Origin of the sequence: Pelagibacterium limicola (assembly GCF_015694405.1) — a bacterium.
Lineage (GTDB): Bacteria > Pseudomonadota > Alphaproteobacteria > Rhizobiales > Devosiaceae > Pelagibacterium > Pelagibacterium limicola.
Genome location: NZ_JADQDB010000003.1, coordinates 326,527 through 351,056, shown reverse-complemented (window position 1 = coordinate 351,056; position 24,530 = coordinate 326,527). Strand labels below are relative to the sequence as shown.

General features: G+C 61.3%; 26 protein-coding genes and 1 pseudogene. 21 read left to right on the top strand and 6 right to left on the bottom strand.

What is annotated here, in order from left to right; genetic code table 11:
- Positions 1-57: 57 nt before the first annotated feature.
- Positions 58-537 carry an Lrp/AsnC family transcriptional regulator gene (locus tag I2G20_RS07825; RefSeq protein ID WP_196259135.1) on the top strand — a complete coding sequence of 160 codons (480 nt, stop codon included), beginning with the start codon at positions 58-60 and terminating at the stop codon, positions 535-537.
- Positions 538-625: 88 nt separating this feature from the next.
- On the opposite strand, the gene moaA is transcribed toward I2G20_RS07825, so the two are convergent.
- The gene (moaA, locus tag I2G20_RS07820) at positions 626-1,654 is read right to left on the bottom strand and encodes a GTP 3',8-cyclase MoaA (protein ID WP_196259134.1); all 1,029 of its coding nucleotides are present in this window, start codon (positions 1,652-1,654) and stop codon (positions 626-628) included.
- Positions 1,655-1,754: 100 nt separating this feature from the next.
- Complete coding sequence (locus I2G20_RS07815; RefSeq protein WP_196259133.1) at positions 1,755-2,342, bottom strand: L,D-transpeptidase; 588 nt, start codon at positions 2,340-2,342, stop codon at positions 1,755-1,757.
- A gap of 254 nt (positions 2,343-2,596) precedes the next feature.
- Here I2G20_RS07815 and rpiA point away from each other — a divergent pair, with 254 nt between their 5' ends.
- The 3 genes from rpiA (at position 2,597) to gor (ending at position 5,340) form a co-directional block, all read left to right on the top strand.
- Positions 2,597-3,295: a ribose-5-phosphate isomerase RpiA gene (gene rpiA / locus I2G20_RS07810; RefSeq protein WP_196259132.1), complete on the top strand. Its 699-nt coding sequence runs from the start codon at positions 2,597-2,599 to the stop codon at positions 3,293-3,295.
- 34 nt (positions 3,296-3,329) lie between these two features.
- A complete protein-coding gene (locus I2G20_RS07805) occupies positions 3,330-3,851 on the top strand; it encodes a DUF2059 domain-containing protein (protein ID WP_196259131.1) in 522 nt (173 codons plus the stop codon).
- Between the two features lie 109 nt (positions 3,852-3,960).
- Positions 3,961-5,340, top strand: a complete 1,380-nt coding sequence (gene gor / locus I2G20_RS07800; protein ID WP_196259130.1) for a glutathione-disulfide reductase — start codon at positions 3,961-3,963, stop codon at positions 5,338-5,340.
- A gap of 1 nt (position 5,341) precedes the next feature.
- On the opposite strand, the gene I2G20_RS07795 is transcribed toward gor, so the two are convergent.
- Together I2G20_RS07795 and I2G20_RS17255 are read right to left on the bottom strand one after the other, a co-directional pair.
- Positions 5,342-5,701, bottom strand: coding sequence for an HVO_A0114 family putative DNA-binding protein (locus tag I2G20_RS07795; protein ID WP_196259129.1), 360 nt, complete (start codon positions 5,699-5,701; stop codon positions 5,342-5,344).
- Positions 5,698-5,980 (bottom strand): annotated as a pseudogene (locus tag I2G20_RS17255) (toxin-antitoxin system TumE family protein). The gene I2G20_RS07795 and the pseudogene I2G20_RS17255 overlap by 4 nt, the downstream one beginning before the upstream one ends.
- 203 nt (positions 5,981-6,183) lie before the next feature.
- Between I2G20_RS17255 and I2G20_RS07790 the strand changes: the two are divergent.
- From I2G20_RS07790 to gltX, 5 genes are all read left to right on the top strand, one after another.
- Positions 6,184-7,560, top strand: coding sequence for a class II 3-deoxy-7-phosphoheptulonate synthase (locus I2G20_RS07790; protein ID WP_196259128.1), 1,377 nt, complete (start codon positions 6,184-6,186; stop codon positions 7,558-7,560).
- A 135-nt stretch (positions 7,561-7,695) separates the two neighbouring features.
- On the top strand, positions 7,696-8,631 hold the full coding sequence (locus tag I2G20_RS07785) for a hypothetical protein (protein ID WP_196259127.1): 936 nt from the start codon (positions 7,696-7,698) through the stop codon (positions 8,629-8,631).
- A 148-nt stretch (positions 8,632-8,779) separates the two neighbouring features.
- Positions 8,780-9,769: an aldo/keto reductase gene (locus tag I2G20_RS07780; protein WP_196259126.1), complete on the top strand. Its 990-nt coding sequence runs from the start codon at positions 8,780-8,782 to the stop codon at positions 9,767-9,769.
- A gap of 135 nt (positions 9,770-9,904) precedes the next feature.
- Entirely contained in the window at positions 9,905-11,575 is a 1,671-nt protein-coding gene (locus I2G20_RS07775) for an NAD+ synthase (RefSeq protein ID WP_196259125.1), read from the top strand.
- Entirely contained in the window at positions 11,572-12,921 is a 1,350-nt protein-coding gene (gltX, locus tag I2G20_RS07770) for a glutamate--tRNA ligase (RefSeq protein ID WP_196259124.1), read from the top strand. The genes I2G20_RS07775 and gltX overlap by 4 nt, the downstream gene beginning before the upstream one ends.
- Here gltX and I2G20_RS07765 read toward each other — a convergent pair.
- Positions 12,845-13,990 carry a DUF2865 domain-containing protein gene (locus I2G20_RS07765; RefSeq protein ID WP_196259123.1) on the bottom strand — a complete coding sequence of 382 codons (1,146 nt, stop codon included), beginning with the start codon at positions 13,988-13,990 and terminating at the stop codon, positions 12,845-12,847. The two genes, gltX and I2G20_RS07765, sit on opposite strands and share 77 nt — an antisense overlap.
- A 128-nt stretch (positions 13,991-14,118) precedes the next feature.
- Here I2G20_RS07765 and I2G20_RS07760 point away from each other — a divergent pair, with 128 nt between their 5' ends.
- On the top strand, positions 14,119-15,126 hold the full coding sequence (locus tag I2G20_RS07760; RefSeq protein ID WP_196259122.1) for a fumarylacetoacetate hydrolase family protein: 1,008 nt from the start codon (positions 14,119-14,121) through the stop codon (positions 15,124-15,126).
- Here the strand turns inward: I2G20_RS07760 and I2G20_RS07755 are convergent.
- Positions 15,112-15,885: a TetR/AcrR family transcriptional regulator gene (locus tag I2G20_RS07755; protein ID WP_196259121.1), complete on the bottom strand. Its 774-nt coding sequence runs from the start codon at positions 15,883-15,885 to the stop codon at positions 15,112-15,114. The genes I2G20_RS07760 and I2G20_RS07755 overlap by 15 nt on opposite strands.
- Before the next feature lie 181 nt (positions 15,886-16,066).
- On the opposite strand from I2G20_RS07755, the gene I2G20_RS07750 reads away from it, so the two are divergent.
- The 11 genes from I2G20_RS07750 to cimA all read left to right on the top strand — a co-directional run bounded on the left by I2G20_RS07750 (position 16,067) and on the right by cimA (position 24,365).
- Positions 16,067-17,029, top strand: a complete 963-nt coding sequence (locus I2G20_RS07750) for an ATP-binding cassette domain-containing protein (RefSeq protein ID WP_196259120.1) — start codon at positions 16,067-16,069, stop codon at positions 17,027-17,029.
- 31 nt (positions 17,030-17,060) lie between these two features.
- On the top strand, positions 17,061-17,816 hold the full coding sequence (locus tag I2G20_RS07745; RefSeq protein ID WP_196259119.1) for an ABC transporter permease: 756 nt from the start codon (positions 17,061-17,063) through the stop codon (positions 17,814-17,816).
- A 172-nt stretch (positions 17,817-17,988) separates the two neighbouring features.
- Positions 17,989-18,408 carry a c-type cytochrome gene (locus I2G20_RS07740; protein ID WP_196259118.1) on the top strand — a complete coding sequence of 140 codons (420 nt, stop codon included), beginning with the start codon at positions 17,989-17,991 and terminating at the stop codon, positions 18,406-18,408.
- A gap of 225 nt (positions 18,409-18,633) precedes the next feature.
- Positions 18,634-20,037 carry a cysteine--tRNA ligase gene (gene cysS / locus I2G20_RS07735; RefSeq protein WP_196259117.1) on the top strand — a complete coding sequence of 468 codons (1,404 nt, stop codon included), beginning with the start codon at positions 18,634-18,636 and terminating at the stop codon, positions 20,035-20,037.
- Between the two features lie 209 nt (positions 20,038-20,246).
- Positions 20,247-20,471: a DUF559 domain-containing protein gene (locus tag I2G20_RS07730; protein ID WP_196259116.1), complete on the top strand. Its 225-nt coding sequence runs from the start codon at positions 20,247-20,249 to the stop codon at positions 20,469-20,471.
- Entirely contained in the window at positions 20,461-20,940 is a 480-nt protein-coding gene (locus I2G20_RS07725) for a GFA family protein (protein WP_196259115.1), read from the top strand. The genes I2G20_RS07730 and I2G20_RS07725 overlap by 11 nt, the downstream gene beginning before the upstream one ends.
- Positions 20,927-21,376, top strand: coding sequence for a GFA family protein (locus I2G20_RS07720; RefSeq protein ID WP_196259114.1), 450 nt, complete (start codon positions 20,927-20,929; stop codon positions 21,374-21,376). Before I2G20_RS07725 ends, I2G20_RS07720 begins: the two co-directional genes overlap by 14 nt.
- A 15-nt stretch (positions 21,377-21,391) precedes the next feature.
- Positions 21,392-21,889 carry a GFA family protein gene (locus tag I2G20_RS07715; protein WP_196259113.1) on the top strand — a complete coding sequence of 166 codons (498 nt, stop codon included), beginning with the start codon at positions 21,392-21,394 and terminating at the stop codon, positions 21,887-21,889.
- Positions 21,889-22,365 (top strand): GFA family protein, encoded by a 477-nt coding sequence (locus I2G20_RS07710; protein WP_196259112.1) that lies wholly within the window; start codon positions 21,889-21,891, stop codon positions 22,363-22,365. Before I2G20_RS07715 ends, I2G20_RS07710 begins: the two co-directional genes overlap by 1 nt.
- Before the next feature lie 17 nt (positions 22,366-22,382).
- A complete protein-coding gene (locus I2G20_RS07705; RefSeq protein ID WP_196259340.1) occupies positions 22,383-22,757 on the top strand; it encodes a VOC family protein in 375 nt (124 codons plus the stop codon).
- Positions 22,758-22,781: 24 nt separating this feature from the next.
- Complete coding sequence (gene cimA, locus I2G20_RS07700; RefSeq protein WP_196259111.1) at positions 22,782-24,365, top strand: citramalate synthase; 1,584 nt, start codon at positions 22,782-22,784, stop codon at positions 24,363-24,365.
- The last annotated feature ends 165 nt before the right edge of the window (positions 24,366-24,530 follow it).

Here is a 24,530-nt window from a genome sequence, read left to right as displayed (position 1 = left end):
TTTTCCTTCGTCACAGAAAATCTTTTAGAGTTTGGGAAAATAATTTCAGGGGCTCAAATGGCGCTCGATAAGCTCGACCGCAAGATTCTCCAGCTTTTGCAGAAGGATGCGACGACACCCGTCGCCGAAATCGGGCGCAAGGTCGGGCTTTCGACGACTCCGTGCTGGCGGCGCATCCAGAAAATGGAGGAAGAGGGGGTCATCAAGCGCCGCGTCGCCGTGCTCGACCCCGAAAAGGTCAACGCCGGGGTGACGGTATTCGTCGCCGTCAAGACGAACGAGCATAACGACGCCTGGCTGCGCAAATTCGCGGCCGTTGTCGAGGATTTCACCGAGGTCGTCGAATTCTATCGCATGAGCGGCGAGGTCGATTATCTGCTGCGGGTCGTCGTCCCATCGATCCAGGCATACGACGCCTTCTACAAGAAGCTCATCTCGCGGATCGCACTATCGGACGTCAGTTCGTCCTTTGCGATGGAACAGATCAAATACACCACCGCGCTCCCCCTCGAGTTCGCTCTTTTAAGCGACGCCTAGAACGTTCCAATCCGTGGAAGTCGCCCGGCAAGTTCCCTTTGATGGGGAAGCGAACGGGTGGACACGTTTTCATCGAAGCGTGGGCAGATTATCCCCCCGTCACCGACATGTGACGCGCCACGGCTGGCTGGGCACGATCGATGACGAAATCGTGCCCCTTGGGCTTGAGGATCATCGCACGGTCGAGTGCGGCATCGAGCCCTTCCTCGCCGCCCTCACGGAAGGCCGCGCGCAGGTCGACGCGGTCTTCCTGCCCCAGGCACATATAAAGCGCGCCGGTGCACGTCAGGCGCACGCGGTTGCAGCTCTCGCAGAAATTGTGTGACAGCGGCGTGATGAAGCCCAGCGTACCCCCGGTTTCGGCCACCCGCATATAACGCGCCGGCCCGCCCGTTCGCTTGGCGATCGGCTCCAGCCGGTAGCACTCGGTCAGACGGTCACGAACTTCGCGCAGGGAGAGGTGGGCTTCGGCACGGTCGATCGCGACCTCGCCCAAGGGCATCGCCTCGATTAGCGTCAGATCAAAACCCCGCCCATGCGCCCATTCGAGCAGGGGGACGATTTCGTCATCGTTTACCCCGCGCATGGGCACCATGTTGATCTTGACGGCAATGCCGGCGTTCTGGGCGGCATCGATCCCGTCGAGCACCTGACCCAGCCGTCCGCGGCGCGTGATCTCTTTGAACCGCTCGGAATCGAGCGTATCGAGCGACACGTTGATGCGCTTGATCCCCAGTGTGGCCAGCCGCTCCGCTTGAACCCCGAGCTGGCTGCCATTGGTGGTGATGGTCAATTCCTCGAGCTGCCCCGACGCCAGATGGGTCGCAGAGATGGCTTCGATCAGCTTGATGATATCGCGCCGTACCAGCGGCTCTCCGCCCGTGAGGCGCACCTTGCGCACCCCGCGTGCAACGAAGGCGGAAATGATCGCCTGGATTTCCTCAAAGCTGAGTACCTCGCTTTTGGGCAGGAAGGTCATGTCTTCGCCCATGCAATAGGTGCAGCGGAAGTCGCACCGGTCGGTGACCGAAACCCGCAAATACGTCACCTGCCGCCCGAATCCGTCGATCAGGGGTCGGAAGGGAGCGCTTGGCGATGGGGGCGATGGCTGATGCATGGATAGAGTATAGGGATTTGCTGGCCGCTTCGAAACTCCGTTGGAATAAAAAAGCCGCCCAAAGGGGCGGCTCTTCGTGTCAGCGAGATAACCGCCAGTCTTATCGCCGGACCACGACCGTCGCGCCGACTTCGACCCGGTTGTAGAGATCGATGATGTCTTCGTTGGTCAGGCGGATACAGCCCGAGGAAACAGCCTGGCCGATGGACCAGGGCTCGGAGGTGCCGTGCAGGCGGTACATGGTCGAGCCGATATAGAGGGCACGCGCGCCGAGCGGATTGTCCGGTCCACCCTCCATGTAGCGGGGCAGGGATGGGTCGCGGCGCAGCATGTTGACGGTCGGACGCCAGTCCGGCCATTCGGCCTTGCGGGTAACTCGGTGGGTGCCCGACCACGTTGCACCGTCGCGTCCGACACCGATCCCGTACTGCATGGCCTTGCCATCTTCGAGAACGAGATAGAGGCGCCGCTCACCGGTCTCGACGACTATCGTGCCGACCGCATAATTGGTCCGGTATTCGACGATCTGCTTCTTGATCGGGCTGCCGCGGAGACCGCCGCTCGTGGGACGATCGACGAAGGCGTTGAGATCGGCGTCATAGACCCGGACGGTCTGGCTTGCAGAAGCCGCGCCTCCGAAGAGGCCCGCCGAAAGAACAAGTAAGAGAAAGACAAATGCCGTTTTCATCCGTGATATGCCCCTTGAAGGACGGCTCCGCCATGCGATTCCGTCCACAAACCATTTCGCTGCATAGTGCGATTGCCACATTTCGCCTAGGGGCTTCACATCAGGTTGAGCGCTGTTCACCTAGTCCGACGGGCAAAGTGTTGCAAACAAGAGACATCTGGCGGGGCTCACAAACGCGCTTTACCCCTTAGGCCAATTGACATCGGGAATTTCACCCCGGAAACCTGCCGGGAAATTTCCATTTGGAGAACCCAATGAGCGATGCGTTTAAACGCCAGGCCGCCCAGGCGGCGATGTCCGAGGTTCGGTCTGGAATGCGAATCGGGCTGGGGACCGGGTCGACGGCAAAGCACTTTGTCGATCTGCTCGGCGCCGAAGTGGCGAAAGGGTTCGAGTGCCTTTGCGTTCCCACGTCGGAGGAAACGGCAAAGCAGGCCCTGTCGCTCGGTATACCCCTGACGTCGCTCGACGACATCGACGCGCTCGACGTTACCATAGACGGCGCTGACGAGATCGACCGCGGATTCAGGCTCATCAAGGGCGGCGGCGGCGCCTTGCTGCGCGAGAAGATCGTCGCGGCAGCCTCCGCCCGCATGGTGGTGATTGCAGACAACAGCAAGCTGGTCGAAACGCTGGGACAATTCCCGCTTCCGGTGGAAGTCAATCCTTTCGGGTTCGCCGCCACACGCAGGGCCGTTGGCAATGTGATGGAGGCCTTCGGAGCCCAGGGCGGACTGTCGCTGCGCCAGAGGGGCGGAGAGACCTTCACCACCGACGGCGGGCACTATATCCTCGACGCATCATTTGGCCGCATTTCCGACGCAGAAGCGGTTTCACGGGCATTGCTGGACATTCCAGGTGTTGTTCAGCACGGCCTGTTTCTCGATTTGTGCCGCGAGGCCTATCTTGCGGCGCCGGATGGTGTTATCCGCCTGTCGGAGCAACAAGCATAGCCGAATGGCAATTCGGAAGGGACCGAACGCACAAATGTCGACCACGTTTTTTTCCTTGCGCCGCCTGCCTGCGGCGCTGTTCCTCGCCGGTACTCTGGCGGTATCGGGTATGGCTTCCGCCCAGGCGCAGCAGGAAATCTCGCCCGAACACCTCGCGGCGGCGCGCAGCTATATCGACCTCACCGACAACGCCAATGTCTATGAGATCACGCTGATCGAGATCGGGCTCAACGTCATGCGGATCCTCGTCCAGCAGGATCCGGCCCTGGCCGATCCTGTGCAGGAGGCCATCCAGACCGCGTTCGACGAATATGAAGCGAGAAAGAGCGAGCTCTACAACCAGTTCGCCCGCATTTATGCCATGCGCTTCACCCAGGAAGAGCTCGAGGAAATCCTCACTTTCTACAACAGCGACCTCGGAAAGAAGCTCCTCGCCCAAAACGTCACCATAAACCAGGACATGCGGACGGTGCTGGGCGTTTGGGAACAGAACACGCAACGCGAGTTCCTCGCTCGCGTCCGCGCCATTCTGCGCGAAGGCGGCTACAACGTCTGATCTGCGGACGTAGCGACGAGATTGCGGACCCCTCGCCTTGTGCGAGGGGTTTTTTTGTGCCACCCCGCTTCCCACATAGTGCGTTCTTTCAAAGGTTCTGGTGCAGGCGATGAGCGATACATACGACCTCGTGGTGATAGGGGGCGGCTCGGGCGGGGTTCGCGCAGCGCGTATGTCGGCTCAACTTGGTGCCAAAGTGGCCATCGTCGAGGAATATCGGTATGGCGGTACCTGCGTCATCCGGGGCTGCGTGCCCAAGAAACTCTTCGTCTATGCCTCGCGCTTTCCCGACCTCTTCGACGTCGCGCCCAGCTTCGGCTGGCAAGTCGATGCGTCTTTCGACTGGCAGACCCTCCTCGCCAACAAGGACAAGGAAATCGCCCGGCTCGAAAAGATATATGAAACGCTGCTCGATGGCTCGGGCGTTACCCTGTTCCACGACCGTGCGACGATCACCGGCCCCAACAGTGTAAGCTTGAAATCGGGCGGCACGCTCGAGGCAAGGCATATTCTGGTCGCGACCGGTGGCTCCCCCTTCAAACCTGCCATCGAGGGCGCCGAACTCGGCATCACCTCAAATGAGGCCTTTCATCTCGAAACCCTGCCCAAGACTATTCTTGTTGAAGGCGGCGGATATATCGCTGTGGAATTTGCCACGATCTTTTCCGGCCTGGGGGTGGATACCACCCTCGTCTATCGCGGCGACCGTATCCTCCGCGGTTTCGATCATGACATACGCGAAGGTTTGGAAAGCGCCCTTCATGAACGCGGGGTACGCCTGCGCTATGGCTATCACATCAGCAAGCTCGAGAAGGACGGCGAGGGGGTGTGCGTCAGCTTCTCGCACGGCGAGGAGGCGACCTTCGGGGCGGTCATGTTCGCAACCGGCCGCCACCCCAACACCGATGATCTAGGACTCGAAGCAGCCGGCGTGGATCGCGACCAGACTGGCGCCATCGTGGTCGACGCCTATTCCCGGTCGTCATGCCCCTCGATCTATGCCGTGGGCGACGTGACGGGCCGCGCGGCGCTGACCCCTGTCGCGATCCGCGAGGGAGCCGCTTTCGCGCAGACAGTATTCAACAACACGCCGACGACCGTGCCCTATGACCTGATCCCCACGGCGGTGTTCTCCGAGCCGGAAATCGGCACGGTTGGCCTCTCCGAAGAGCGCGCGGCCGAACGCTACCGCTCCATCGATGTTTACCTCACCCGCTTCCGCCCGATGATCAACACGCTTTCGGGCCGGCAGGACAAGATGATGCTCAAGCTCATCACCGAGACAGCGACCGGCCGCGTCCTCGGTTGCCACATCATGGGGCCGGGGGCAGGGGAAATGATCCAGCTCGTTGCCATCCCCATGGGCATGAATGCCACCAAGGCCGATTTCGACCACGCCATCGCCGTGCATCCGACCGCCGCCGAGGAACTCGTGACACTCAAGGCGCCGAGCTATCGCGTGGTGGATGGGGAGAAGGTGGCAGCCTGAGTCAGGCCGCGGCGGTCACATCGAAATCGAAGTGAATGTTCTCATACTCAAATTCGATACCGCTCTCGGTGCGGTCGATTACGCCAGCATTGATCAGAGTCGTTACATCCCTGTGAACGGCTTGGACGTCGCGATTTACGCGGCGAGCAACCTCCCGGATCGACAATGCACCCTGTCCGGCCAAGGCTTTGACGATGGCAAGGCGCGAGGGAGCAAGTACGCGGTGCATATCGTCGTAGCTCGAAAAATTCAGCGTAGCCGTGGCAGGAGTCGGCGTTCCCTCTGTAGCAAGCCGTCCAGCCTCGACAAAACGGGCTTTGGCATCTTCGATCGAAGCCAACCGAACGATCAGAGTGTTCATTGGATTATCCTTTCCACATCGGCTCGAAATGCATCGAACAGCGCATCCAGCGAGGTGAACACAATCGGTTCCTCACGGCCCCCGATATGCCTGTGGTCTCACTTGCCGCGTTCATTATCGTAGCGAAGCACACACTCACCGCTCACGACCAATGCCAAGCGATACTTGAACGGGTGCCCGACTTCCTGGAACGGGCGACGGCAAATGCCACAGCACGACCTCGAAAAAGGCCGTGACATTGATCATCGTCCTCGATTTCTCGATCAATACGGCCTTCATGTTGTTATTTGTAACAACAATGCAGCCTGTTGTCAATTTGAACATCGGGCTTGATGTCCAGCGTTGCTGTCACGCCATTTTCGGGTCGGCAGCATCGTCACAATACTATAGGATACTTGGCATAGGGCCGTTGACTTGATAGACCGCCTGACCCTTCGGGTTCCCCGCGGGGCGATTAGCTATTGAAACAAGCGAGTAGAACGATGAGCACGTGGACACCTGACAGCTGGAGGAACAAGCCAATCCTGCAGGTCCCGACCTATCCGAGCCAGTCCGGGCTCGAGGCGGTCGAGGCCCGGCTCGCTTCGTTTCCCCCGCTCGTTTTTGCAGGTGAGGCGCGCGACCTCAAGGCCGCCCTGGCTGAGGTCGCAGAGGGAAAGGCCTTCCTTTTGCAGGGCGGCGATTGTGCCGAGAGCTTCGCCGAACATGCGGCCGATCACATCCGCGATTTCTTCCGCGTGTTCCTGCAGATGGCCGTGGTGCTGACGCACGGCGCGTCCAAGCCCGTCGTCAAGGTAGGCCGCATTGCCGGGCAGTTCGCCAAGCCGCGTTCGGCCGATACTGAAGTCATCAACGGCGTGGAGTTGCCGTCCTACAGGGGCGATATCATCAACGGCATCGAATTCACACCCGAGGCCCGCATTCCCGACCCCACACGCCAGCTCGAAGCCTACCGGCAGTCGGCGGCGACGCTGAACCTTCTCCGCGCCTTCTCGTCGGGTGGCTTTGCCAATCTCGCCCGCGTCCACGAATGGACGATGGGCTTCATGAAGGATTCCAACTGGTACCCGCGTTATGAAGAGGTTGCGAGGAAGATTGATGATGCCATCGAATTCCTCGGAGCGCTGGGCCTCAATCCCGAAAACACCCCGGCATTGCGCGAAACCAAGTTCTTCACCTCGCACGAGGCCTTGTTGCTCGGTTACGAGCAAGCGCTGACCCGCCGCGACTCGATCACCAACGAGTGGTACGCAACCTCGGGCCACATGCTCTGGATCGGCGATCGCACGCGCAATCCCGACCATGCGCATGTCGAATATTTCCGGGGCGTGAAGAACCCTATCGGCGTCAAGTGCGGGCCGAGCCTTTCCAACGACGACCTCAAGCGGCTGATGGAGGTGCTCAACCCCAACGACGAGGCGGGCCGGTTGACGCTCATCGCCCGCTTTGGGTCGGATAAAGCGGAAGAGCACCTGCCGCGCCTCATCGAAACGGTGAAATCGGAAGGCCGGACGGTGGTCTGGACCTGCGATCCGATGCACGGCAACGTGATCAAGGCGTCCTCGGGCTACAAGACCCGGCCGTTTGACCGCATCCTCTCGGAAGTGAAGTCCTTCTTCGATATTCATCGCCAGATGGGTACCATCGCGGGCGGTGTGCACGTGGAGATGACCGGGGCCGATGTGACCGAATGCACGGGCGGCGTTTCGGCCGTCACCGAAGCCTCGCTTTCGGACCGCTACCACACCCATTGCGATCCGCGCCTCAACGCATCCCAGGCGCTGGAGCTGGCCTTCCTCATCGCCGAGGAGATGCACGGCCAGCGCAATGGCCAGCCCAAGCAGGCTGTCGGCTACTAGCCGTTTTCGGAATTGTCGATGAGAGGGCGTCCCCCCAGGGCGCCCTCTTTGTTTGGGCGTTTAGTCAACATTAACCCTAACCACCCCATAACTGTAGGAGTTTCATTTGTATCTCGTTTGATCCGGAGGGGGCCAATGTCCCGCAATGTGCTCATTCTCGCTGCTACCGCGCTGGCGCTGACGGGAGCAGGAACGGCCCACGCCGCCGACTGGGGCCTCCCGGCTTACCAGGATACGATCTTCAAGCCGGCCTATCCGATCGACTATGAACAGCCAGACCCGCTGACCTTCGAGGCGGGGGTGCGGTATTGGTACGCAATGGGCTCGCACAGCATGAGTGCGGCGGGTTCGACATTTTCATCGGCCGATCAGAGCCATATTATCGAGGGCCATCTGAGGATCGACGATCATTCCACCAGTTCCTATCTCAAGGCCATAGCCGGCTACGCCGCCGTTATCGAAGGTACATACGACGTCGGCGGCGGTACCCAGACCACATCGTCGGGCCATATCGCTTATGCCGGGGCCGATTTCGGCATGCAGACCTTCGGCAGCGACCAGTTCCGCCTGGGTGCTTTCGCCGGATATCACTACTGGCGTGATAACCCGTACATGGGGCGCGCCGGGTACATGACCGAGACCGGTGCAGGCGCTTCGGAGCCGAACGCTCTCGATATCCACGCTCTGCGCCTCGGCCTCTCCGCGAGGAGCGAGCTTGGCAACAACGTCGATTTCAGCGTTGAAGGCGCGGTCGTGCCTTATGCCTGGATCACAGGCACCTATGGAGCCATGGGAATTCCGGATTTCGGTGGCTATACCCAAGGCAGCGAGGTGACCCTTAATGGTCATCTATACGGCGCCATGGGAGAGGCGATGATCGGGTTTCGTCCCACCCAGAACATGCTGATCCGCGCCGGCGCGCGCGCCTGGTATCTGACTGGACAGGCTGATTACGAGTTTACAATGCGTGATCCCGTCAATCCGGGGGATGCGCAGCGCTATATCGGGCAGACGACCGGCCTCGAATACTTCCGCTGGGGGCCCGTACTTGAACTGACCGCCAGCTTCTAAGGTTCTTCGCTCCTCACAAGCGATCCAGCCGGACGGCCTTGGCCGTCCGGCTTTTCATTTATGAAATAGGCGTTGCATTTGCGGCCGTAGCGCGATGCTCCCGGGATTGCCGATATTCCAGGCACGAAATCGAGCAGGGAGCAGAGCGATGCAGCGGACACTCGGACGGTCGGGGATAAAGACGGGCGCCATCGGACTTGGCTGCTGGGCCATAGGCGGGCCCTTTTTTATGCATGGGAAGCCGGATGGCTGGGGTGGAGTGGACGATGCCGAGTCGATCCGCGCCATCGAAGTGGCGATCGAACTCGGCGCCAACCTCATCGATACCGCAGATGCCTACGGAACAGGACACAGCGAAAGGGTAATCGGTCGAGCCGTGGCGAACCGCCGGCCGGAAGTGGCGATTGCCACCAAATTCGGCTTCACCTACGACGAAACCACCAAGGCGCTGGGCGAGATCGACATCAGCCCGGATTATATCCGCCGCGCCTGCAAGGCTTCCCTTGAACGCCTCAGGACCAGTTATATCGACCTCTATCAGATCCACCCCGGCGAAATGCCATTCGACCAGATCGAACGCGCGGCGGAGACACTCGAAAAGCTTTGCGAGGAAGGTTCGATCCGCTTCTGGGGCTGGAGCACAGACAATGCCGCAGCGGCGGCCCGGCTGGTGAATTATCCGCACTTCACCGCCGTCCAACAGGAACTGAGCGTCTTTAGGGATGGTCCCGGGGTAATTTCGTTGTGCGAAGCCGAGAACCTCGCCAGCCTCAACCGTTCCCCGCTCGCAATGGGGATGCTGACCGGCAAGTTTTCGGCGAGCACCGTGCTTTCGACCGATGACGTGCGCGGGGCAGGGCACGATTGGGTTCGTGATTTCGCAAATGGCCGCCCTACGGCTGAAGCGCTGGCGAAGCTGGACGCCATCCGCGAACTGCTCCAGACCGGGGGGCGGACACTGGCACAAGGCGCACTGGGCTGGATCCTTGCACGTTCGCCCAAAACCATACCCATCCCCGGCTTCAAATCCGAAGCGCAGGTGCGCGACAATCTCGGGGCCCTCGAGAAGGGGCCGCTGCCCAAGGATGTCATGGATGAAATTGCGCGCGTGCTCCCGGACCGGGCGCAGGCCGCCTAGCTCGGGCGCTTGCTCTTGAGGGCGGTGCGGGATAAGTGAGGAGCGCGTTCGGGGAAAGCGGGATCCGCTTTTCCGGCTCGGACGCGCGACCACCAGAAATCCGCCGTTCGGATCGGACCTCCCGGAACCGCCCTCGTGACAGATACCCTCCGCATTGCCCTGGCCCAACTCAATCCCAAGGTCGGCGCCATCGGCGACAATCTGGAAAAGGCCCGCAAGGCACTCGCCGACGCCGAGGCTGCGGGCGCCGACATTCTGATGTTCACCGAGCTTTATCTGACGGGCTATTTCCCCGAGGATCTGCTGCTCAAACCGCGCTTCGTGATCGAGGCCATGTCGGCGGCAAAGGCGCTCGCGGCGGCAACGAAAGGGCTCAACGTTTCGCTGGTGTTGCCCTCCGTCTGGTCCGCCGACGGCAAGCTCTATAATGCCGTGCTCATCGCCGAGGACGGCGCGATCATCGACCGGCGCTACAAGGTCGTCCTGCCCAACGACGATATTTTCTACGAAAAACGGTACTTCACGGCGGGCCAGTTGCCCGATCCGGTGACGATCAAGGGTATTTCCGTCGGCATCCCCATTTGCGAGGACGTGTGGCACGTGCCAGTCTGCGAGGCGTTGGCCGCCCGCGGCGCGGAAATCATGCTCTGCCCAAACGGCTCGCCCTATTGGCGCAACAAGCAGCGCATCCGGGTCGATCTCGTGCGCCAGCGGGTCGCAGAAACCGGCGTGCCGATGCTCTATTCCAATCAGGTCGGCGGGCAGGACGAGATCGTTTTCGACGGCGCTAGTTTCGGCATCAATATCGATGGCTCGCTCGCCTTCCAGGGCAAGAGCTTTGTCGAGGACATGGTGATTTCCGACTGGAGCAAAGGCGAGGGCGGCTGGCACTGCACCGACGGCAACGTCACCGACCTCGTGCCCGTCAAGGAAGCGCCGTGGCACGCGGCCATGCTGGGCCTGCGCGACTACGTGCACAAGAACGGTTTTTCATCTGTGGTTCTGGGGCTTTCGGGCGGTATCGATTCCGCCGTGGTCGCAACGCTTGCCGTGGATGCGCTCGGCGCCGAGAACGTGCACTGCGTGATGCTGCCGTACCGCTATACCTCCGAAGCGTCCCTCCGCGATGCGAAGGCCTGCGCGGAGACCCTCGGCGTGCGCTACGACATCGTGTCCATCGGCGAGCCGGTCGATGCCGCCAACGCGGCGCTGGCAGACCTCTTTGCCGGCCGGCCGGCAGATATTACCGAGGAGAACCTTCAGTCGCGCATGCGCGGCACACTCCTCATGGCGATCTCGAACAAGCTCGGATCGCTCCTCATCACCACCGGCAACAAGTCGGAAATGGCAGTGGGGTACGCGACGATCTACGGCGACATGAACGGGGCCTACAACCCCATCAAGGACATGCTCAAGATGCAGGTCTACGATCTGGCCGCCTGGCGTAATTCCTACAGGCCCTCGGACGTGCGCGGCCCGGCAGGGATCGTCATCCCGCCGGAAATCATCGCCAAGGCGCCCAGTGCCGAATTACGGCCCGACCAGACCGACCAGGACAGCCTGCCACCTTATCCGGTGCTCGATGCCATCATCACCGGACTGGTCGAGGAGGAGCTTTCGGTGGCCGAAGTCGCCGCCGATGGTTTCGACGAGGACCTCGTCAAGCGCGTCGAACGCATGATCTACATCGCCGAGTTCAAGCGCCGCCAGGCCGCCCCCGGGCCCAAACTGACGCCCAAGGCGTTCGGCATAGGCCGCAAATATCCGATCACGTCTGGTTATCGCGACGGGAGCCTCAACCGATGAATGTCGTCGTCCGCTACGCGCCCTCGCCCACCGGGCGCCTGCATCTCGGCAATGCACGACCCGCCGTGCTCAACTGGCTCTTCGCCAAGCGTGAAGGCGGCAAATACATCCTTCGTCTTGATGATACCGATACAGCCCGCTCCACCGAAGCCTTTGCGGCGGGGATCGAGGAGGACCTTGCCTGGCTCGGGATCGAACCCGATCTCAAGGTGCGGCAGTCCGACCGCTTCACGCTCTACGATGCGGCGCGCGACAGGCTGATCGCCGAAGGCCGTCTTTACCCCTGCTACGAAACGGCCGACGAACTCGACCGCAAGCGCAAGCGTGCCCGTGCGCTAGGCAAGCCCCCGATCTATGATCGCGCGGCGCTGAACCTCACCTCCGAGGACAGGGCAAGGCTTGAAGCCGAAGGCCGCGAGCCGCATTGGCGTTTCAAGCTCGATGGCCGCCCGGTTACCTTCATTGATCTCATCAAGGGCGAGCAGACGGTCAACACCGCCTCCATGTCCGACCCGGTGCTGATCCGCGAGGATGGCACTTATCTTTATACGCTTCCCTCGGTCGTCGACGACATCGATCTCGGTGTGACCCACGTTATTCGCGGCGAGGACCATGTCTCCAATACCGGCACGCAGATCGAGATTTTCGAGGCCTTGGGCGGCGCGGTTCCCACCTTCGCCCACCACAACCTTTTGACGGACGCCGAAGGGCAGGGGTTCTCCAAGCGGCTGGGCTCGCTTTCGCTCCAGCAGTTGCGCGAAGAGGGCTTCGAGCCGCTTGCCGTCGCCATCATGGCCTCGGTCACGGGCACCTCGTTGCCCGTCGAGCCCTATGCGAGCCTTGAGGCGATTGCGGAAAAGCTCGATTTCTCGATGATCTCCCACAGCTCCGCCCGTTTCGATCCCGCCGAGCTCGTAACCCTCAACGCCCGCATAATCCACGCAATGGATTTCGAAACCGCGCAGCCTCGGCTCGAGGCGTTGGGCATCGCCGACCCGCGCGCATGGAACGCGCTCAGGGAAAACCTCGTCAAGTTCAACGAGATTGCAGAACTGCGCAAGCTGATCGACGGCGAGATCGCCCCTGTCATCGCCCCGGAAGATGCCGAATTCATTGGCACCGCGGCCGACCTTCTGCCCGAGGAGCCGTGGGATGACGCCATCTGGGCGTCATGGACCAATGCGCTCAAGGAAAAGACGGACCGCAAGGGCAAGGCCCTGTTCCTGCCCCTCCGCCTCGCCCTGACCGGACGGCCCGACGGGCCCGAACTCAGGACGCTCCTTCCGCTGATGGGACGTAAGGTGTCTCTGGCCCGACTATCCGGACGCGGCGATCCCCGAAATTGACAATCCGCAAATCGCCGCCGCTTTGCGAAGCGGGGCTTGCGACCGGCGCGACCGTGCCATCGTCGCGCGGGCGGGGACGCGGCAGGGGCACCTCCACCAGATCGGTCGCCGCCGCCGTGGCAACCGCTTCCACCGTGCGTCGCGGATCGCGCTGGGGCAGAGGGAATGTGAGATCGCCAAACTCGATCACGGCCCGGGACTGCCCGCCCTCGGCATCGGCCAGTGCGATTGACCCCAGAACCTCTCTCTGCCGGCAGGCGCAGTCGGAAGCTACTGCCTCGCGGAATTTGAAGGCATACGGCATCGAGCGGTAGGGCACGCCCGAAAGCGAAATCATGTTCTCGGGCTCTTCGCCGGGATTGCGGTAGGAAAACAGCAGTACCTCGGTGCCGGGGCACATCTCATGACAGCTTATGGCGTCCTGCGCGATGAAATCATCAGTGGTCGAAAAGCTGATCGGCCAATAGAACCCGTCGCATGTCCGCACGCATACGGTGCGCCGCGTCGCCATCGTGGACCATGGATTGAACGGGGAATCGACATAGTCGTTGCCGAACTGCGGATCGCCTGCGCCGAAAAGCTCGTTAAGGAGCGGCTGGCGCTGGGACTGGCCGAAGGTGACCCCGCTCTGGTTTCCCGCCCCGCAATTGAACCGCGCCGAATCCTGAAGCAGTGCTTCGCGATTCTGCGCCAGGTTTTGCCCCTCGCGCGCGGCGAACGTCAGTTGCTGCACCTGCGAACGCCCGCCGGTAATCGTTTGTGCCAGGGTCTGGCACTCCCGGCTCAGCGCCTGCCCTGCGTTGAGCGTCTGCTGGCACCCGCCCCGGATCCAAAGGCTTTCGCCGTCGCGTACCCGCGCCTCGGTCTCGCGCAGGCTGGCGACAATGTTGTTGTAGTTGGTGAAGGCGGTATTGCGCTCGATCCCGCGCAACATCGCAACGATCTGCGTACATGCCTGATTTTGCGCCAGCGCGGAGGACATGTCGGCGGCGAAAACCGCAGCGGCAGCGATCACGGCAAGGCCCAGCCGTGCAAAAAGGCCGATGCCAGTATGCCGCCCCTGCCTCATCAAATAATACCCTTGCCGCATCGCTATTGGGGTACGCGCCGTTTTCCCGCAAAGCAAGTCTTTAACTCGCCTTGGCTATGGGCCATTGTGCGTTCCAAGGCCAACCATTCGTTCGACCTAATTCATTTATGAAACTTGCCACGCTCCGCAGCGGCCGCCCAGATGGCCACCTCGTTATCGTCTCGCGCGACCTCTCCCGGTTCGCTTCGGCGGGACGCATCGCGCCCAGCCTGCAGGCGGCGCTCGATGAATGGGGGCGCTGTGCGCCGATATTGCGCGCGGTGAGCGATCAGCTCAACAATAGCGAGATCGCGGGGATGCCCTTCGTACCGGACGAGGCGCTTGCGCCCCTGCCACGCGCCTATCAGTGGATCGACGGTTCGGGCTATATGGTCCATCTCGACCGTGTGCGGACGCTTAAAGGCTCCAAGGATACCGAACTGCAGGACCAGCGTCCGCTGATGTATCAGGGCGGGTCGGATAGCTTTCTCTCACCCACCGCGTCCATCGTCGTGCCCGAAGACAACCTTGCCGTCGATTTCGAGGCTGAGGTCGTTGTCGTCACTTCCCATGTGCCGATGCGCGCGACGAAGGAAGACGCCTCAGAGGCCGTTCGGCTGATCGGCATCTGCAACGATGTATCACTGCGGCGTCTCGTGGCGGACGATCTGCAAAACGGCTTCGGTTTCTTCCACGCAAAACCGGCCACGAGCTTCGGGCCGGTCTTCGTCACGCCGGACGAGTTGGGCGACAAATGGCGCGACAACCGCGTGCACCTCAAAGTCCGATCGCATGTCAACTCAAGCCTTTACGGCCAGCCAAATGCGGGTATCGACATGCGGTTCGATTTCGCGGACCTGATCGCTGAGGCCGCGCGCACCCGCGAATTGGGCAACGGCACGATCATCGGCTCGGGCACCGTGGCCAACGCCCATGAGGAAATCCTCCCCATCCGCAGCAATGGCATCGGCTTTTCCTGCATCGTCGAGGCGCGGACGATGGAAAAGATCAAGATCGGCGCGGCACGCACGCCCTTCCTCAGGCCCGGCGACAGGGTCCGTATCGAAGCCGTCGATGAGGCGGGCCGTTCGATGTTCGGCGCTATCGATCAGGAAGTCGTGTTACTTTCGCGTTGACACCTTTCTCGCGATCATCAGTTCCATGCCATCGAGAAGCCGGTCCAGTCCGAAGCGAAATGCGCGTCCCGGGTCACCTAAACCATAAGTTTCGCCAGCAATCGAACCGACCCGTGCCGAGAGCGGATAGGCGCTGTAATCGAGAGTCTCAAAGAACGGCGCCACGGCGTGCCACCATTGATCGTCGCTCATCCCCGTCAATTCCTTGACTGTCTGCGCGCGCGCGGCGTTGCGCACAGCGCCGGTTACGTAGTTCGCCAGCGAAGTGATCGCCAGATCCATTTCGATCTCGTCCAGTCCGATGTCAGCAACAGCGCTGAGCGCGACTTCGTAGGCCGCCATGGTGTTAGGGCCGAGCACCGGACGGTGGGTTTCGATCTGTAGCACCCATGGGTGGGTGAGGTAGTGCTGCCAGAGTGATTCCGCGACAAGGGTCATGCGCGCGCGCCAATCCATTTGTGGCCACTCGGGAGGCGGCACGCTGCCGGCTCCACTTACATGATCGAGCATCAGGTCGAGCAGTTCGGCCTTGGATTGCACATGGGTGTAGAACGACATCGCCGAAACCCCGGCCGCCTCGGCTACCCGGCGCGTGGAAACTGCTTCGAGCCCCTCCGCATCGGCAATGATGACTGCCGCGGCAACGATATCGGACAATGCGACCTTCGGCTTCGGGCCGCGTTTCGGCGTATCGGTTTTACCCCAGAGAAGCTGCAATATCCGCGTCTGATCACTGCGGCCCGAAATTTCTTCAGCCATGTCGGCTCCAATTTAATTCTTTACACCGTACAAAGTTATGATAAAACTTTGTGTGCTGTACGAGGTTATACGCCTTGTCCACTCAAGTCGAGTTGTTGCCTGTTTGCGACCTTCCTGACAACGCCTGTCAGCAGGGCGGACTAACCATTGTCACACTTTGAGAGCCATTCCGGAGACACCCATGATCCATGCACGCGATCTTGCCCGTACCTTCAAGACCAAATCAGGTCCCGTCGAAGCGGTAAGAGGTGTTAGCCTCGATGTCGCCGAGGGAGAACTCGTTGCCTTTCTCGGCCCGAACGGGGCAGGAAAATCGACTTCGGTCCGGATGCTGACGACGCTCTTGCCGCCTTCTTCGGGAGGCGCGCTGGTGGGTGGCCACGATATCGTCCGCGATCCCGCCGCCGTACGCCGCAAGATTGGATACGTGGGGCAGGGGACCGGCTCGGGGCCTTATCATCGCGTTCGCGACGAGCTCATAACCCAGGGCCGCGCCCAGCGCATGAGCGCAGCCGATGCCAGGCGTCGCGCCGACGAACTGCTGGGGATGCTCGAACTCGAAGGGCTGGCCGATCGGGATTGCTCTTCGCTCTCGGGCGGTCAGCGGCGGCGGCTCGATGTTGCTCTCGGATTGATGCACACGCCGCAAATCCTGTTCCTCGATGAGCCCTCGACGGGACTCGATCCGCACAGCAGGGCCAATCTATGGGGGCACATCACCCGCGTCCGCAAGGAGAGCGGCATGACGATCTTCCTCACCACCCACTATCTCGACGAGGCCGACATGATGGCTGAGCGCGTGATGATCATGGACCACGGCAGGATGATCGCCGACGACACGCCCGAACGGCTCAAGGCCGATCTCGCAGGCGATACCATTCGCGTCAGCTTTCTTGGCGACGGTGAGACAGTCACCGCCGCCGAACTGGCGCAGAACCTGCCTCAGGCCCGCGATATCGCCCCGAACGGCCGGTCTCTCACGCTGACGGTGCGCGACGGCGAGGCCATCCTGCCCGAGTTTATAGCCCGCTTGCAGGCCAAGGGTCTCGACATTGCCACCGCCAGTGTCCGCCGCCCGACACTGGACGATGTTTTTCTCGGCCTGACCGGCCGCAGCCTGCGCGAAAATGCGGTTGCGGCATAGCGGCGGCCCCCTTTTGAGGAGCGATACGACAATGAGTTTCATCACCGATACCGCCACGTCCTTCCGCCGCGAAATCGGCCCGACCCTGCGCAGTTGGTATTACATCATCTTCGGCATCATCCAGCCGTTGCTCTATCTCGGACTCTTCGTCCCGCTGCTGACCAACGTGCCGACAGGCGCGGAGGGTTCGCCCCTCCAGTGGTTCGTGCCCGGAATGGTGGTCATGCTGGTGCTTTTCACTACGGTAAGTTGCGGCTGGGCGCTGACAGAGGAACTGATGTCAGGGAGCTTCGAGCGCTTCCTCGCAACGCCCATGAGCCGACCGGCCATCCTCGTCGGGCGCGCGCTCAAGGAACTGGCCCCCTTGCTCGTACAGGCCTTGATCATCATCGTCGTTGCGGCTTCGTTCGGCCTGCAACTGCATATCCTGCCCATGCTGATCGGGCTCGTGTTGCTGCTGGTTTTCGGCGTTGGCGTCGCCGCCCTGTCTTATGCCCTGGCGATCGCTTCGAAGAACGATGGCAGCCTGTTCTATATGGTATCGCACTCGGTCGCCCTGCCACTCATGCTGCTCGGCGGAGTGCTGCTGCCGATGGAAATGGCTCCGGACTGGCTCTATATCGCCAGCCGATTCAACCCGCTGACCTTCCTGGTGGAAGCCGAACGTGCGCTGTTCATCGGTGAGGTGTTCTCCGTGACCGTTCTTTACGGCGCGCTGGTGGCGGTTGCCGTAGCGGTGGTCGGCATCGCCATCGGTGCGGCCACCATCAGGAAAGCGAGTTTGTAGCCATGAAGGTGCAGGCGTGGGGCGGTTTCATGATCGAAATCACCGCCTGAACTTTTCCGGGAGGCTATTTACAGCGAAAAAAGCCCATGCCACCGTGCCCGCACGGTGGCATGGCCTCGTCGTTCATGTGTCCGTGGGGGGAAGGGTCACTTTTGTTATTGAGGAATTATCGATGAGACTGAGAATTCTGGCGGCACTTTTGCTCGCTTCTCCCATGTTCGCCGGCTTCGGCACCTCCGTTTCCGCGCAGAGCGACGCGGTAAGCGAGCGGGTCAATCTCATGCGCTCCAATGGCATGACCATGCGTGGCGCGATGCGCGCAACAGGCGATGACGCCGTGGCCGCCGCGCGCACGCTGGCCGGAAATTTTGGCACGCTCCCCAAGCTCTTCGACGATCCCTCGGCGCCAGGCGATACGCTGCCGGCGGCCTGGGAAAACCGGGACGCTTTCCTAGCCCTCTTTGCTGAGGCCGAGCAGCATTCGCTCGAAGCATTGGAAGCGGCGCAGGCGGGGGACATGGACGCCTACGGGGTGGCACTGCAAAAGGTTGGGCAAACCTGCTCTTCCTGCCACGGCACTTTCCGGCGCTGAGCAAGAGTCGCGAACGCAGAGTGGCGCTCCGGCGCCGCTTTTTTCGCGCTTGATTTGCGCGCGCGGCGAGTCCATTGTGCGCGCCATGAAAACCGTTAATCCGATCTGCATTATCGGCTGCATTATTATCCGCTAACCACTCGTTGGCGGCGCGGTTTTCTTTGATCCAGACAATCCGGATGGGACCCGCTGCCAGCGTGAAAACGTCACGCATGGGGCAACTGGATGTCGTCTGGCGCGCATACGCTCAAGGTCTACAACACGCTCACGCGGAAAAAGGAGGAGTTCCATCCTCTCGATCCGGCCAATGTGCGTATGTATGTCTGCGGGCCGACGGTTTACGATTTCGCCCATATCGGCAATGCCCGACCGGTTATCGTCTTTGACGTGTTGTTCCGCCTGCTCCGCCACCTCTATGGCGACAGGCACGTTACCTATGTGCGCAACATTACCGACGTGGACGACAAGATAAACGCCCGCGCCCTGCGTGATTACCCGGGCCTGCCGCTAAACGAGGCGATCCGCAAAGTGACGGAGTCCACCGCCCGACAGTTCCACACGGATGTCGCGGCGCTGGGCTGTCTGGAACCGAGCTACGAACCCCGCGCCACCGAACATATCGAGGGTATGATCGCTCTGATCGCCAAGCTGGTCGAAAACGGCAATGCTTACGAGGCGGGCGGGGAAGTGCTGTTCCGCATCGACTCCATGCCTGAATACGGCCAGCTTTCGGGCCGCAACCTCGAGGACAATATCGCCGGTGCGCGCGTTGCCGTGGACTCCCACAAGGAAAACCCGGCAGATTTCGTGCTGTGGAAGCTTTCGAGCGGGGACGAGCCGGGCTGGGAAAGCCCTTGGGGCCGCGGCCGCCCCGGATGGCATATCGAATGCTCTGCCATGAGCGAGGCGCTGTTGGGTAAGACCTTCGATATACACGGCGGAGGGTTGGATCTCATCTTCCCCCACCACGAAAATGAAATCGCCCAGTCTCGCTGCGCGCATGGCACCTCAATGATGGCCAACTACTGGATGCATAACGGCTATCTTCAGCTCGAGGGGCGGAAGATGAGCAAATCCGAAGGCAACTTCGTGACCATCCACGATCTGCTGGAAACCGAAAAATTGGGCGGCAGAACCTGGCCGGGCGAGGTACTGCGGCTGGCCATGCTCATGACCCACTACCGCGAGCCGATCGATTTTTCGCTCGCGCGGCTCGAGGAGGCCGAGGCACGCCTCGCGGGCTGGCAGCGCGCGGCACGGGCAGAAGAGGGCGTTGCCCCCGATTCCGACGCCGTGGCGGAGCTTGCGGACGATCTCAACTTCGTCCGCGTCGCCACTGTCCTTGATGCAATGGCTCGCAAGGCAAATCGGGGTGAGGTTTCCGCCGCACACCGCCTGGCAGCGACTCTTGAGTTCCTGGGTCTGCCGCTCGAAAGCCTATTGGTCTCCAAAAACGTCGATTCCGCGCGGGTTGAGGCCAAGATCCAGGCAAGATTGGACGCCCTTGCCGCAAAGGACTTCGTGCTTGCCGATGGCATCAGGGCCGAACTGATCGAGGACGGCATTCAGCTCATGGACTACAAGGACGAAACTGGCGAGCGGAAGACGAAGTGGGAGGTCAAGCGGTGAGCGGGGAGATTCTGAGGCCGGACGGAGGAGGGGAGTTCGCGCACCCCTCACCTGCGACCCCTCTCCCTCAGGGGGAGAGGGGTGCTCAAGAGCCGTATGTATCGAAGCCGACGTCTGGGCTTGATCCTGTGAGCCCCGGATACCCTTCTCCCCTTGAGGGAGAAGGTGGATCGGGCCGGGGGCCCGAGACGGATGAGGGGTGTGTCCCGATGGGTCCGTTCATCGCCGATTTCGTCTGCTATTCCAGGCTATTGATCCTCGAACTGGACGGCAGCCATCATGGGGACGATGCGCGCGATGGAGCACGTGACGATTGGTTCGTCGCCAAGGGCTTCTCGAAGCTCCGTATCTGGAACAGCGATTTGACAGACGGTGCCGAAGCCGTTTCCGACGCCGTCTGGCATCGGCTAAAGGAGAATGCCCATGGCCAATGAAACCCTCACCGGTGGATGCCAGTGTGGCGCTATTCGTTTCGCAACCAAGCTGGTGGGCCGCGGGTCGATCTGCCATTGCCGCATGTGCCAGAAGGCATTCGGAAGTTTTTTCGGGCCGCTGGTCACCACCCATGATGGGCATTGGACCCGTGGCACGCCGAAATGGTTTCAGTCCTCGAATGCGGCAAGGCGTGCCTTCTGCGGGGATTGCGGGACGCCGCTGGCCTACCAAACCAAATTCGGGTTGGAATTTGCTATCGGGGCGTTCGATAATCCCGAAGCGGTTGCGCCTGAAATCCAGGTCAATCTCAATGACAAGTTGAGTTTCTTCGATGGACTGGGTGCGCTGCCGGTCCGCGACAATACCGACGAGTGGCGCGATTTCGTGGCCGGGATTCACTCCCACCAGCATCCCGACCATGACACCGAGGACTGGCCGCCGAGGAGAGACGACAATGATCCGATTTGAGCCGATGTCGGGGGGATGCCAGTGCGGCGCGTTGCGCTATCACATCGAGGCGGCGCTTGAAGGTCCCGAACTCTGCCATTGCCGGATGTGCCAGAAGGCGCACGGCGCACCGGCCGTTGCGTGGGGCACGATCCCAGCGGCAGCGCTCGTTTGGTCGCGTGGCCTGCCTGCGGAATTCCGCAGCTCGGATCACGCCGTGCGGGAATTCTGCGCCCGGTGCGGCACGCCCTTGATCTTTCGCCCGGATGGCCAGGGAACCATCGATATCGCCTTGGCAACGCTTGACCAGCCGCAAGACATCGCGCCGGAAGAACAGTATGGGATCGATACCCGGATGCCGTGGTTTCCGGGGGCACATCTCCTGCCGGCAAAGCCGTCCCCTGGCCGGGGCCGCACCTTCCAGCATCCCGATCACGACACGCCGACCTGGCCCTGAGCGGAGGATAACCTGATGGATCGCGTGGATATTGAAGTTTCCGGCGGATGCCAGTGCGGTGCTGTGCGTTACCATGCAACGCAAATGCTGGACAATTCGCATCTCTGCCATTGCCGTATGTGCCAGAAAGCGGTGGGCGGTATCTTTGCCGCTCTTGTCGCTGCGCCGGACGAGAAACTGGTCTGGACACGCGGGGAACCCGCAGTCTGGCGTAGCTCCGAGCATGTCGAGCGCGGCTTTTGCGCTAATTGTGGAACGCCGCTTTTTTATCGTGATGTCAACAATGGCCGCACGAATCTGACGATCGGATCGCTCGACAATCCGGGCGATTTCCCACCCCACGCCAACAGCGGCACCGAAAACATGGTTGGGTGGTTCCAGACCATCCCTACCATTGAGGATGACGGCGCGACCGAAGCCGACCGGGAGGACTGGGCTGCGGCAATCAAGGCCTCAAACAACCAGCATCCGGACCGCGATACGGAAAGCTGGAACGCAAAGCCGAGGCAATGATGGACGAGGTGGGGGAAACCTTCAGTGGCGGCTGCCAATGCGGCGCGATCCGGTTCCGTGTCGAGGGACCGGTCATCGACGCATCGGTTTGCCATTGCCGCATGTGCCAGAAGGCGACCGGCGGCCTCTTCGGTGCCTATGTCGCGGTCGAAAACAGATATCTGCAATGGAAGCGCGGGGCCCCCGCGCATTTCCGCAGCTCGAGCGTCGCGCAGCGCGGCTTCTGTCCGGCCTGCGGCACGCCGATGACGTTCGAATGGACGCACGAGCGGACCGCGATTGCGATCGGATGTTTTGACGAACCCGACTATTTCACATTGGACGTCGCCTATGCCGCCGAGAACATGCATCCGGCGATCGCCGGGCTTGTGCACGTCCCGGCCAGACCGCTGGCCGACACGCCTGAAGCAGAACGGGCCTATCAAGAGCTCGAAAGTTTCCAGCATCCTGACAACGATACGTCAACCTGGCCTTGAGGGAGGAGCCAATGACCATGATCGACCATTTCGGATTGAGCGTTGCGGACTACGAAACGTCCAAAGCCTTTTACGACAAGGTGCTGCCGGTGCTCGGCTACACCCGCCTTGCCGAGTTCGAGATCCCACGGGGCAAGATCGCCGGTTATGGCGATGGAAAGCCGGACTTCTGGATCGAGGCGGGCGGCCGGTGTTCGGGTAAGCTGCATATTGCCTTTGCTGCCAAGTCGCGCGCCGATGTCGATGCCTTCCACGCCGCCGCACTTGCCGCAGGTGGGCGCGACAACGGAGCGCCGGGCGTTCGGGAAATCTACCATCCGCATTACTACGGCGCGTTCGTCTTCGATCCCGACGGACACAACATCGAAGCCGTGTGCCACGCGCCCGAATGAGCGGCTGAGTTCCAGGTCCAATCAATGAAAAAAGAACGCGTCTATCTCTTCGACACGACCCTGCGCGACGGCGCGCAGACGGCTGGCATCGAATTCTCGCTCGAGGACAAGATCGCCATTGCAAAGCTGCTGGACGGTTTGGGCGTCGATTATGTTGAGGGCGGCTATCCGGGGGCCAACGTCGTCGATACCGCGTTCTTTGAAACGAGGCGAACCAGGACGGCCCAGTTCGTCGCCTTCGGAATGACCAAGCGGGCGGGGCGCTCGGTCGAAAACGATCCCGGCATTCAGGATCTCGTCCGCTCCGGCGCCGATGCGATCTGTTTCGTTTCCAAGGCCTGGGACCACCAGGTCAAGATCGCCCTCGGCGTTTCGACGAAAGAAAACCTCAAGAGCCTATCGGAGAGCGTCGGTGCGGCGCGGGCAGCGGGCAAGGAAGCCTTCGTTGATTGCGAGCACTTTTTCGATGGCTACAAGGCGAACCGTACCTATGCCCTCGACTGCGTCAGGACCGCGCTGGATGCCGGCGCGCGCTGGGTTGTCTTGTGCGACACCAATGGCGGGACCATGCCCTCGGAAATCGAGGAGATCGTCGCCGATGTGCTGACGGTCGCGCCGGGGGAGAAACTCGGCATCCATGCCCATGACGATACGGGGCAGGCCGTGGCCAATTCGCTGGCGGCGGTGAGGGCTGGGGTGCGGCAGATCCAGGGCACGCTCAACGGGCTGGGCGAGCGCTGCGGCAATGCCAATCTCGTCACGCTGATTCCGACACTCGTACTCAAGCCCTCCTTTTCAGACAGGTTTGAGACCGGCATCACGGTGGAAAAGCTCAAGTCGCTGACCCATGTTTCACGCGCCCTCGATGAAATTCTCAACCGCGCGCCTTACAGGCAGGCGCCTTATGTCGGTGCGTCGGCATTTGCGACCAAGGCCGGGATCCATGCCTCGGCCATCGCCAAGGACCCCTCGACCTACGAACACGTTCCACCCGAAAGCGTCGGTAACGAGCGCGCCGTGATGGTCAGCCAGCAGGCGGGAAAGTCGAACCTCGTTACGTCTCTCGGCCGCTTCGGCATCGAACTCGCCAAGGACGACCCCCGACTCGACAAGCTCCTGAGGCAGGTCAAGGAGCGCGAGGCGCGCGGCTATTCCTATGACGGCGCAGAAGCCTCGTTCTGTCTGCTCGCGCATAAACTCCTGGGAACGCTACCCCATTTCTTCGATGTCGCGAGTTATCGCGTGGGCGTGGAGCGTCGGCACAACGCCAGGGGCGAACTCGTCACCGTTTCGGAGGCAGTCGTAAAGGTTGACATTGATGGTGAAGTGTTCATGTCGGTTGCCGAAGGTAATGGCCCGGTCAATGCGCTCGATCTGGCCATGCGCAAGGACCTTGGCAAGTATTCGGACAGGATCGACGATCTCGAACTGGTCGACTTCAAGGTCCGTATCCTTGATGGCGGTACTGGCGCCGTGACGCGCGTTCTCATCGAAAGCCGCGATGGAGCGGGCGACCGATGGTTCACCGTAGGCGTATCTCCCAATATCATTGATGCCTCGTTCGAGGCGCTATATGAGTCCTTTACCTATAAGTTGATGAAGACGTGACGCTGGCTATAGTTCATAAGGTCGAAGTGTCGTCACCGATTCTGCGCGGCATTGCTGCGGCACCATTCGATCTCTCAGGAGGGAACCCTGGCCGGTCCTTTTACTCCCGTTACTCTCGCCGTCGCTGCTGCTGTCACGACAGGCGTTCTTGTTGCAGCTGTCGTT

Excerpts from the sequence above, each read along its gene's own strand:
- I2G20_RS07790 (WP_196259128.1), top strand. The coding sequence starts at position 6,184 with ATGAGCACGTGGACACCTGACAGCTGGAGGAACAAGCCAATCCTGCAG.
- I2G20_RS07750 (WP_196259120.1), top strand. The coding sequence starts at position 16,067 with ATGATCCATGCACGCGATCTTGCCCGTACCTTCAAGACCAAATCAGGT.
- I2G20_RS07710 (WP_196259112.1), top strand. The coding sequence starts at position 21,889 with ATGGACGAGGTGGGGGAAACCTTCAGTGGCGGCTGCCAATGCGGCGCG.
- I2G20_RS07705 (WP_196259340.1), top strand. The coding sequence starts at position 22,383 with ATGATCGACCATTTCGGATTGAGCGTTGCGGACTACGAAACGTCCAAA.
- I2G20_RS07755 (WP_196259121.1), bottom strand. The coding sequence starts at position 15,885 with ATGGCTGAAGAAATTTCGGGCCGCAGTGATCAGACGCGGATATTGCAG.
- I2G20_RS07795 (WP_196259129.1), bottom strand. The coding sequence starts at position 5,701 with ATGAACACTCTGATCGTTCGGTTGGCTTCGATCGAAGATGCCAAAGCC.
- I2G20_RS07720 (WP_196259114.1), top strand. The coding sequence starts at position 20,927 with ATGATCCGATTTGAGCCGATGTCGGGGGGATGCCAGTGCGGCGCGTTG.
- cimA (WP_196259111.1), top strand. The coding sequence starts at position 22,782 with ATGAAAAAAGAACGCGTCTATCTCTTCGACACGACCCTGCGCGACGGC.
- I2G20_RS07805 (WP_196259131.1), top strand. The coding sequence starts at position 3,330 with ATGTCGACCACGTTTTTTTCCTTGCGCCGCCTGCCTGCGGCGCTGTTC.
- rpiA (WP_196259132.1), top strand. The coding sequence starts at position 2,597 with ATGAGCGATGCGTTTAAACGCCAGGCCGCCCAGGCGGCGATGTCCGAG.
- I2G20_RS07780 (WP_196259126.1), top strand. The coding sequence starts at position 8,780 with ATGCAGCGGACACTCGGACGGTCGGGGATAAAGACGGGCGCCATCGGA.
- gor (WP_196259130.1), top strand. The coding sequence starts at position 3,961 with ATGAGCGATACATACGACCTCGTGGTGATAGGGGGCGGCTCGGGCGGG.
- I2G20_RS07715 (WP_196259113.1), top strand. The coding sequence starts at position 21,392 with ATGGATCGCGTGGATATTGAAGTTTCCGGCGGATGCCAGTGCGGTGCT.
- I2G20_RS07760 (WP_196259122.1), top strand. The coding sequence starts at position 14,119 with ATGAAACTTGCCACGCTCCGCAGCGGCCGCCCAGATGGCCACCTCGTT.
- cysS (WP_196259117.1), top strand. The coding sequence starts at position 18,634 with ATGTCGTCTGGCGCGCATACGCTCAAGGTCTACAACACGCTCACGCGG.
- I2G20_RS07730 (WP_196259116.1), top strand. The coding sequence starts at position 20,247 with ATGGGTCCGTTCATCGCCGATTTCGTCTGCTATTCCAGGCTATTGATC.
- I2G20_RS07765 (WP_196259123.1), bottom strand. The coding sequence starts at position 13,990 with ATGAGGCAGGGGCGGCATACTGGCATCGGCCTTTTTGCACGGCTGGGC.
- moaA (WP_196259134.1), bottom strand. The coding sequence starts at position 1,654 with ATGCATCAGCCATCGCCCCCATCGCCAAGCGCTCCCTTCCGACCCCTG.
- gltX (WP_196259124.1), top strand. The coding sequence starts at position 11,572 with ATGAATGTCGTCGTCCGCTACGCGCCCTCGCCCACCGGGCGCCTGCAT.
- I2G20_RS07815 (WP_196259133.1), bottom strand. The coding sequence starts at position 2,342 with ATGAAAACGGCATTTGTCTTTCTCTTACTTGTTCTTTCGGCGGGCCTC.
- I2G20_RS07745 (WP_196259119.1), top strand. The coding sequence starts at position 17,061 with ATGAGTTTCATCACCGATACCGCCACGTCCTTCCGCCGCGAAATCGGC.
- I2G20_RS07785 (WP_196259127.1), top strand. The coding sequence starts at position 7,696 with ATGTCCCGCAATGTGCTCATTCTCGCTGCTACCGCGCTGGCGCTGACG.
- I2G20_RS07725 (WP_196259115.1), top strand. The coding sequence starts at position 20,461 with ATGGCCAATGAAACCCTCACCGGTGGATGCCAGTGTGGCGCTATTCGT.
- I2G20_RS07740 (WP_196259118.1), top strand. The coding sequence starts at position 17,989 with ATGAGACTGAGAATTCTGGCGGCACTTTTGCTCGCTTCTCCCATGTTC.
- I2G20_RS07825 (WP_196259135.1), top strand. The coding sequence starts at position 58 with ATGGCGCTCGATAAGCTCGACCGCAAGATTCTCCAGCTTTTGCAGAAG.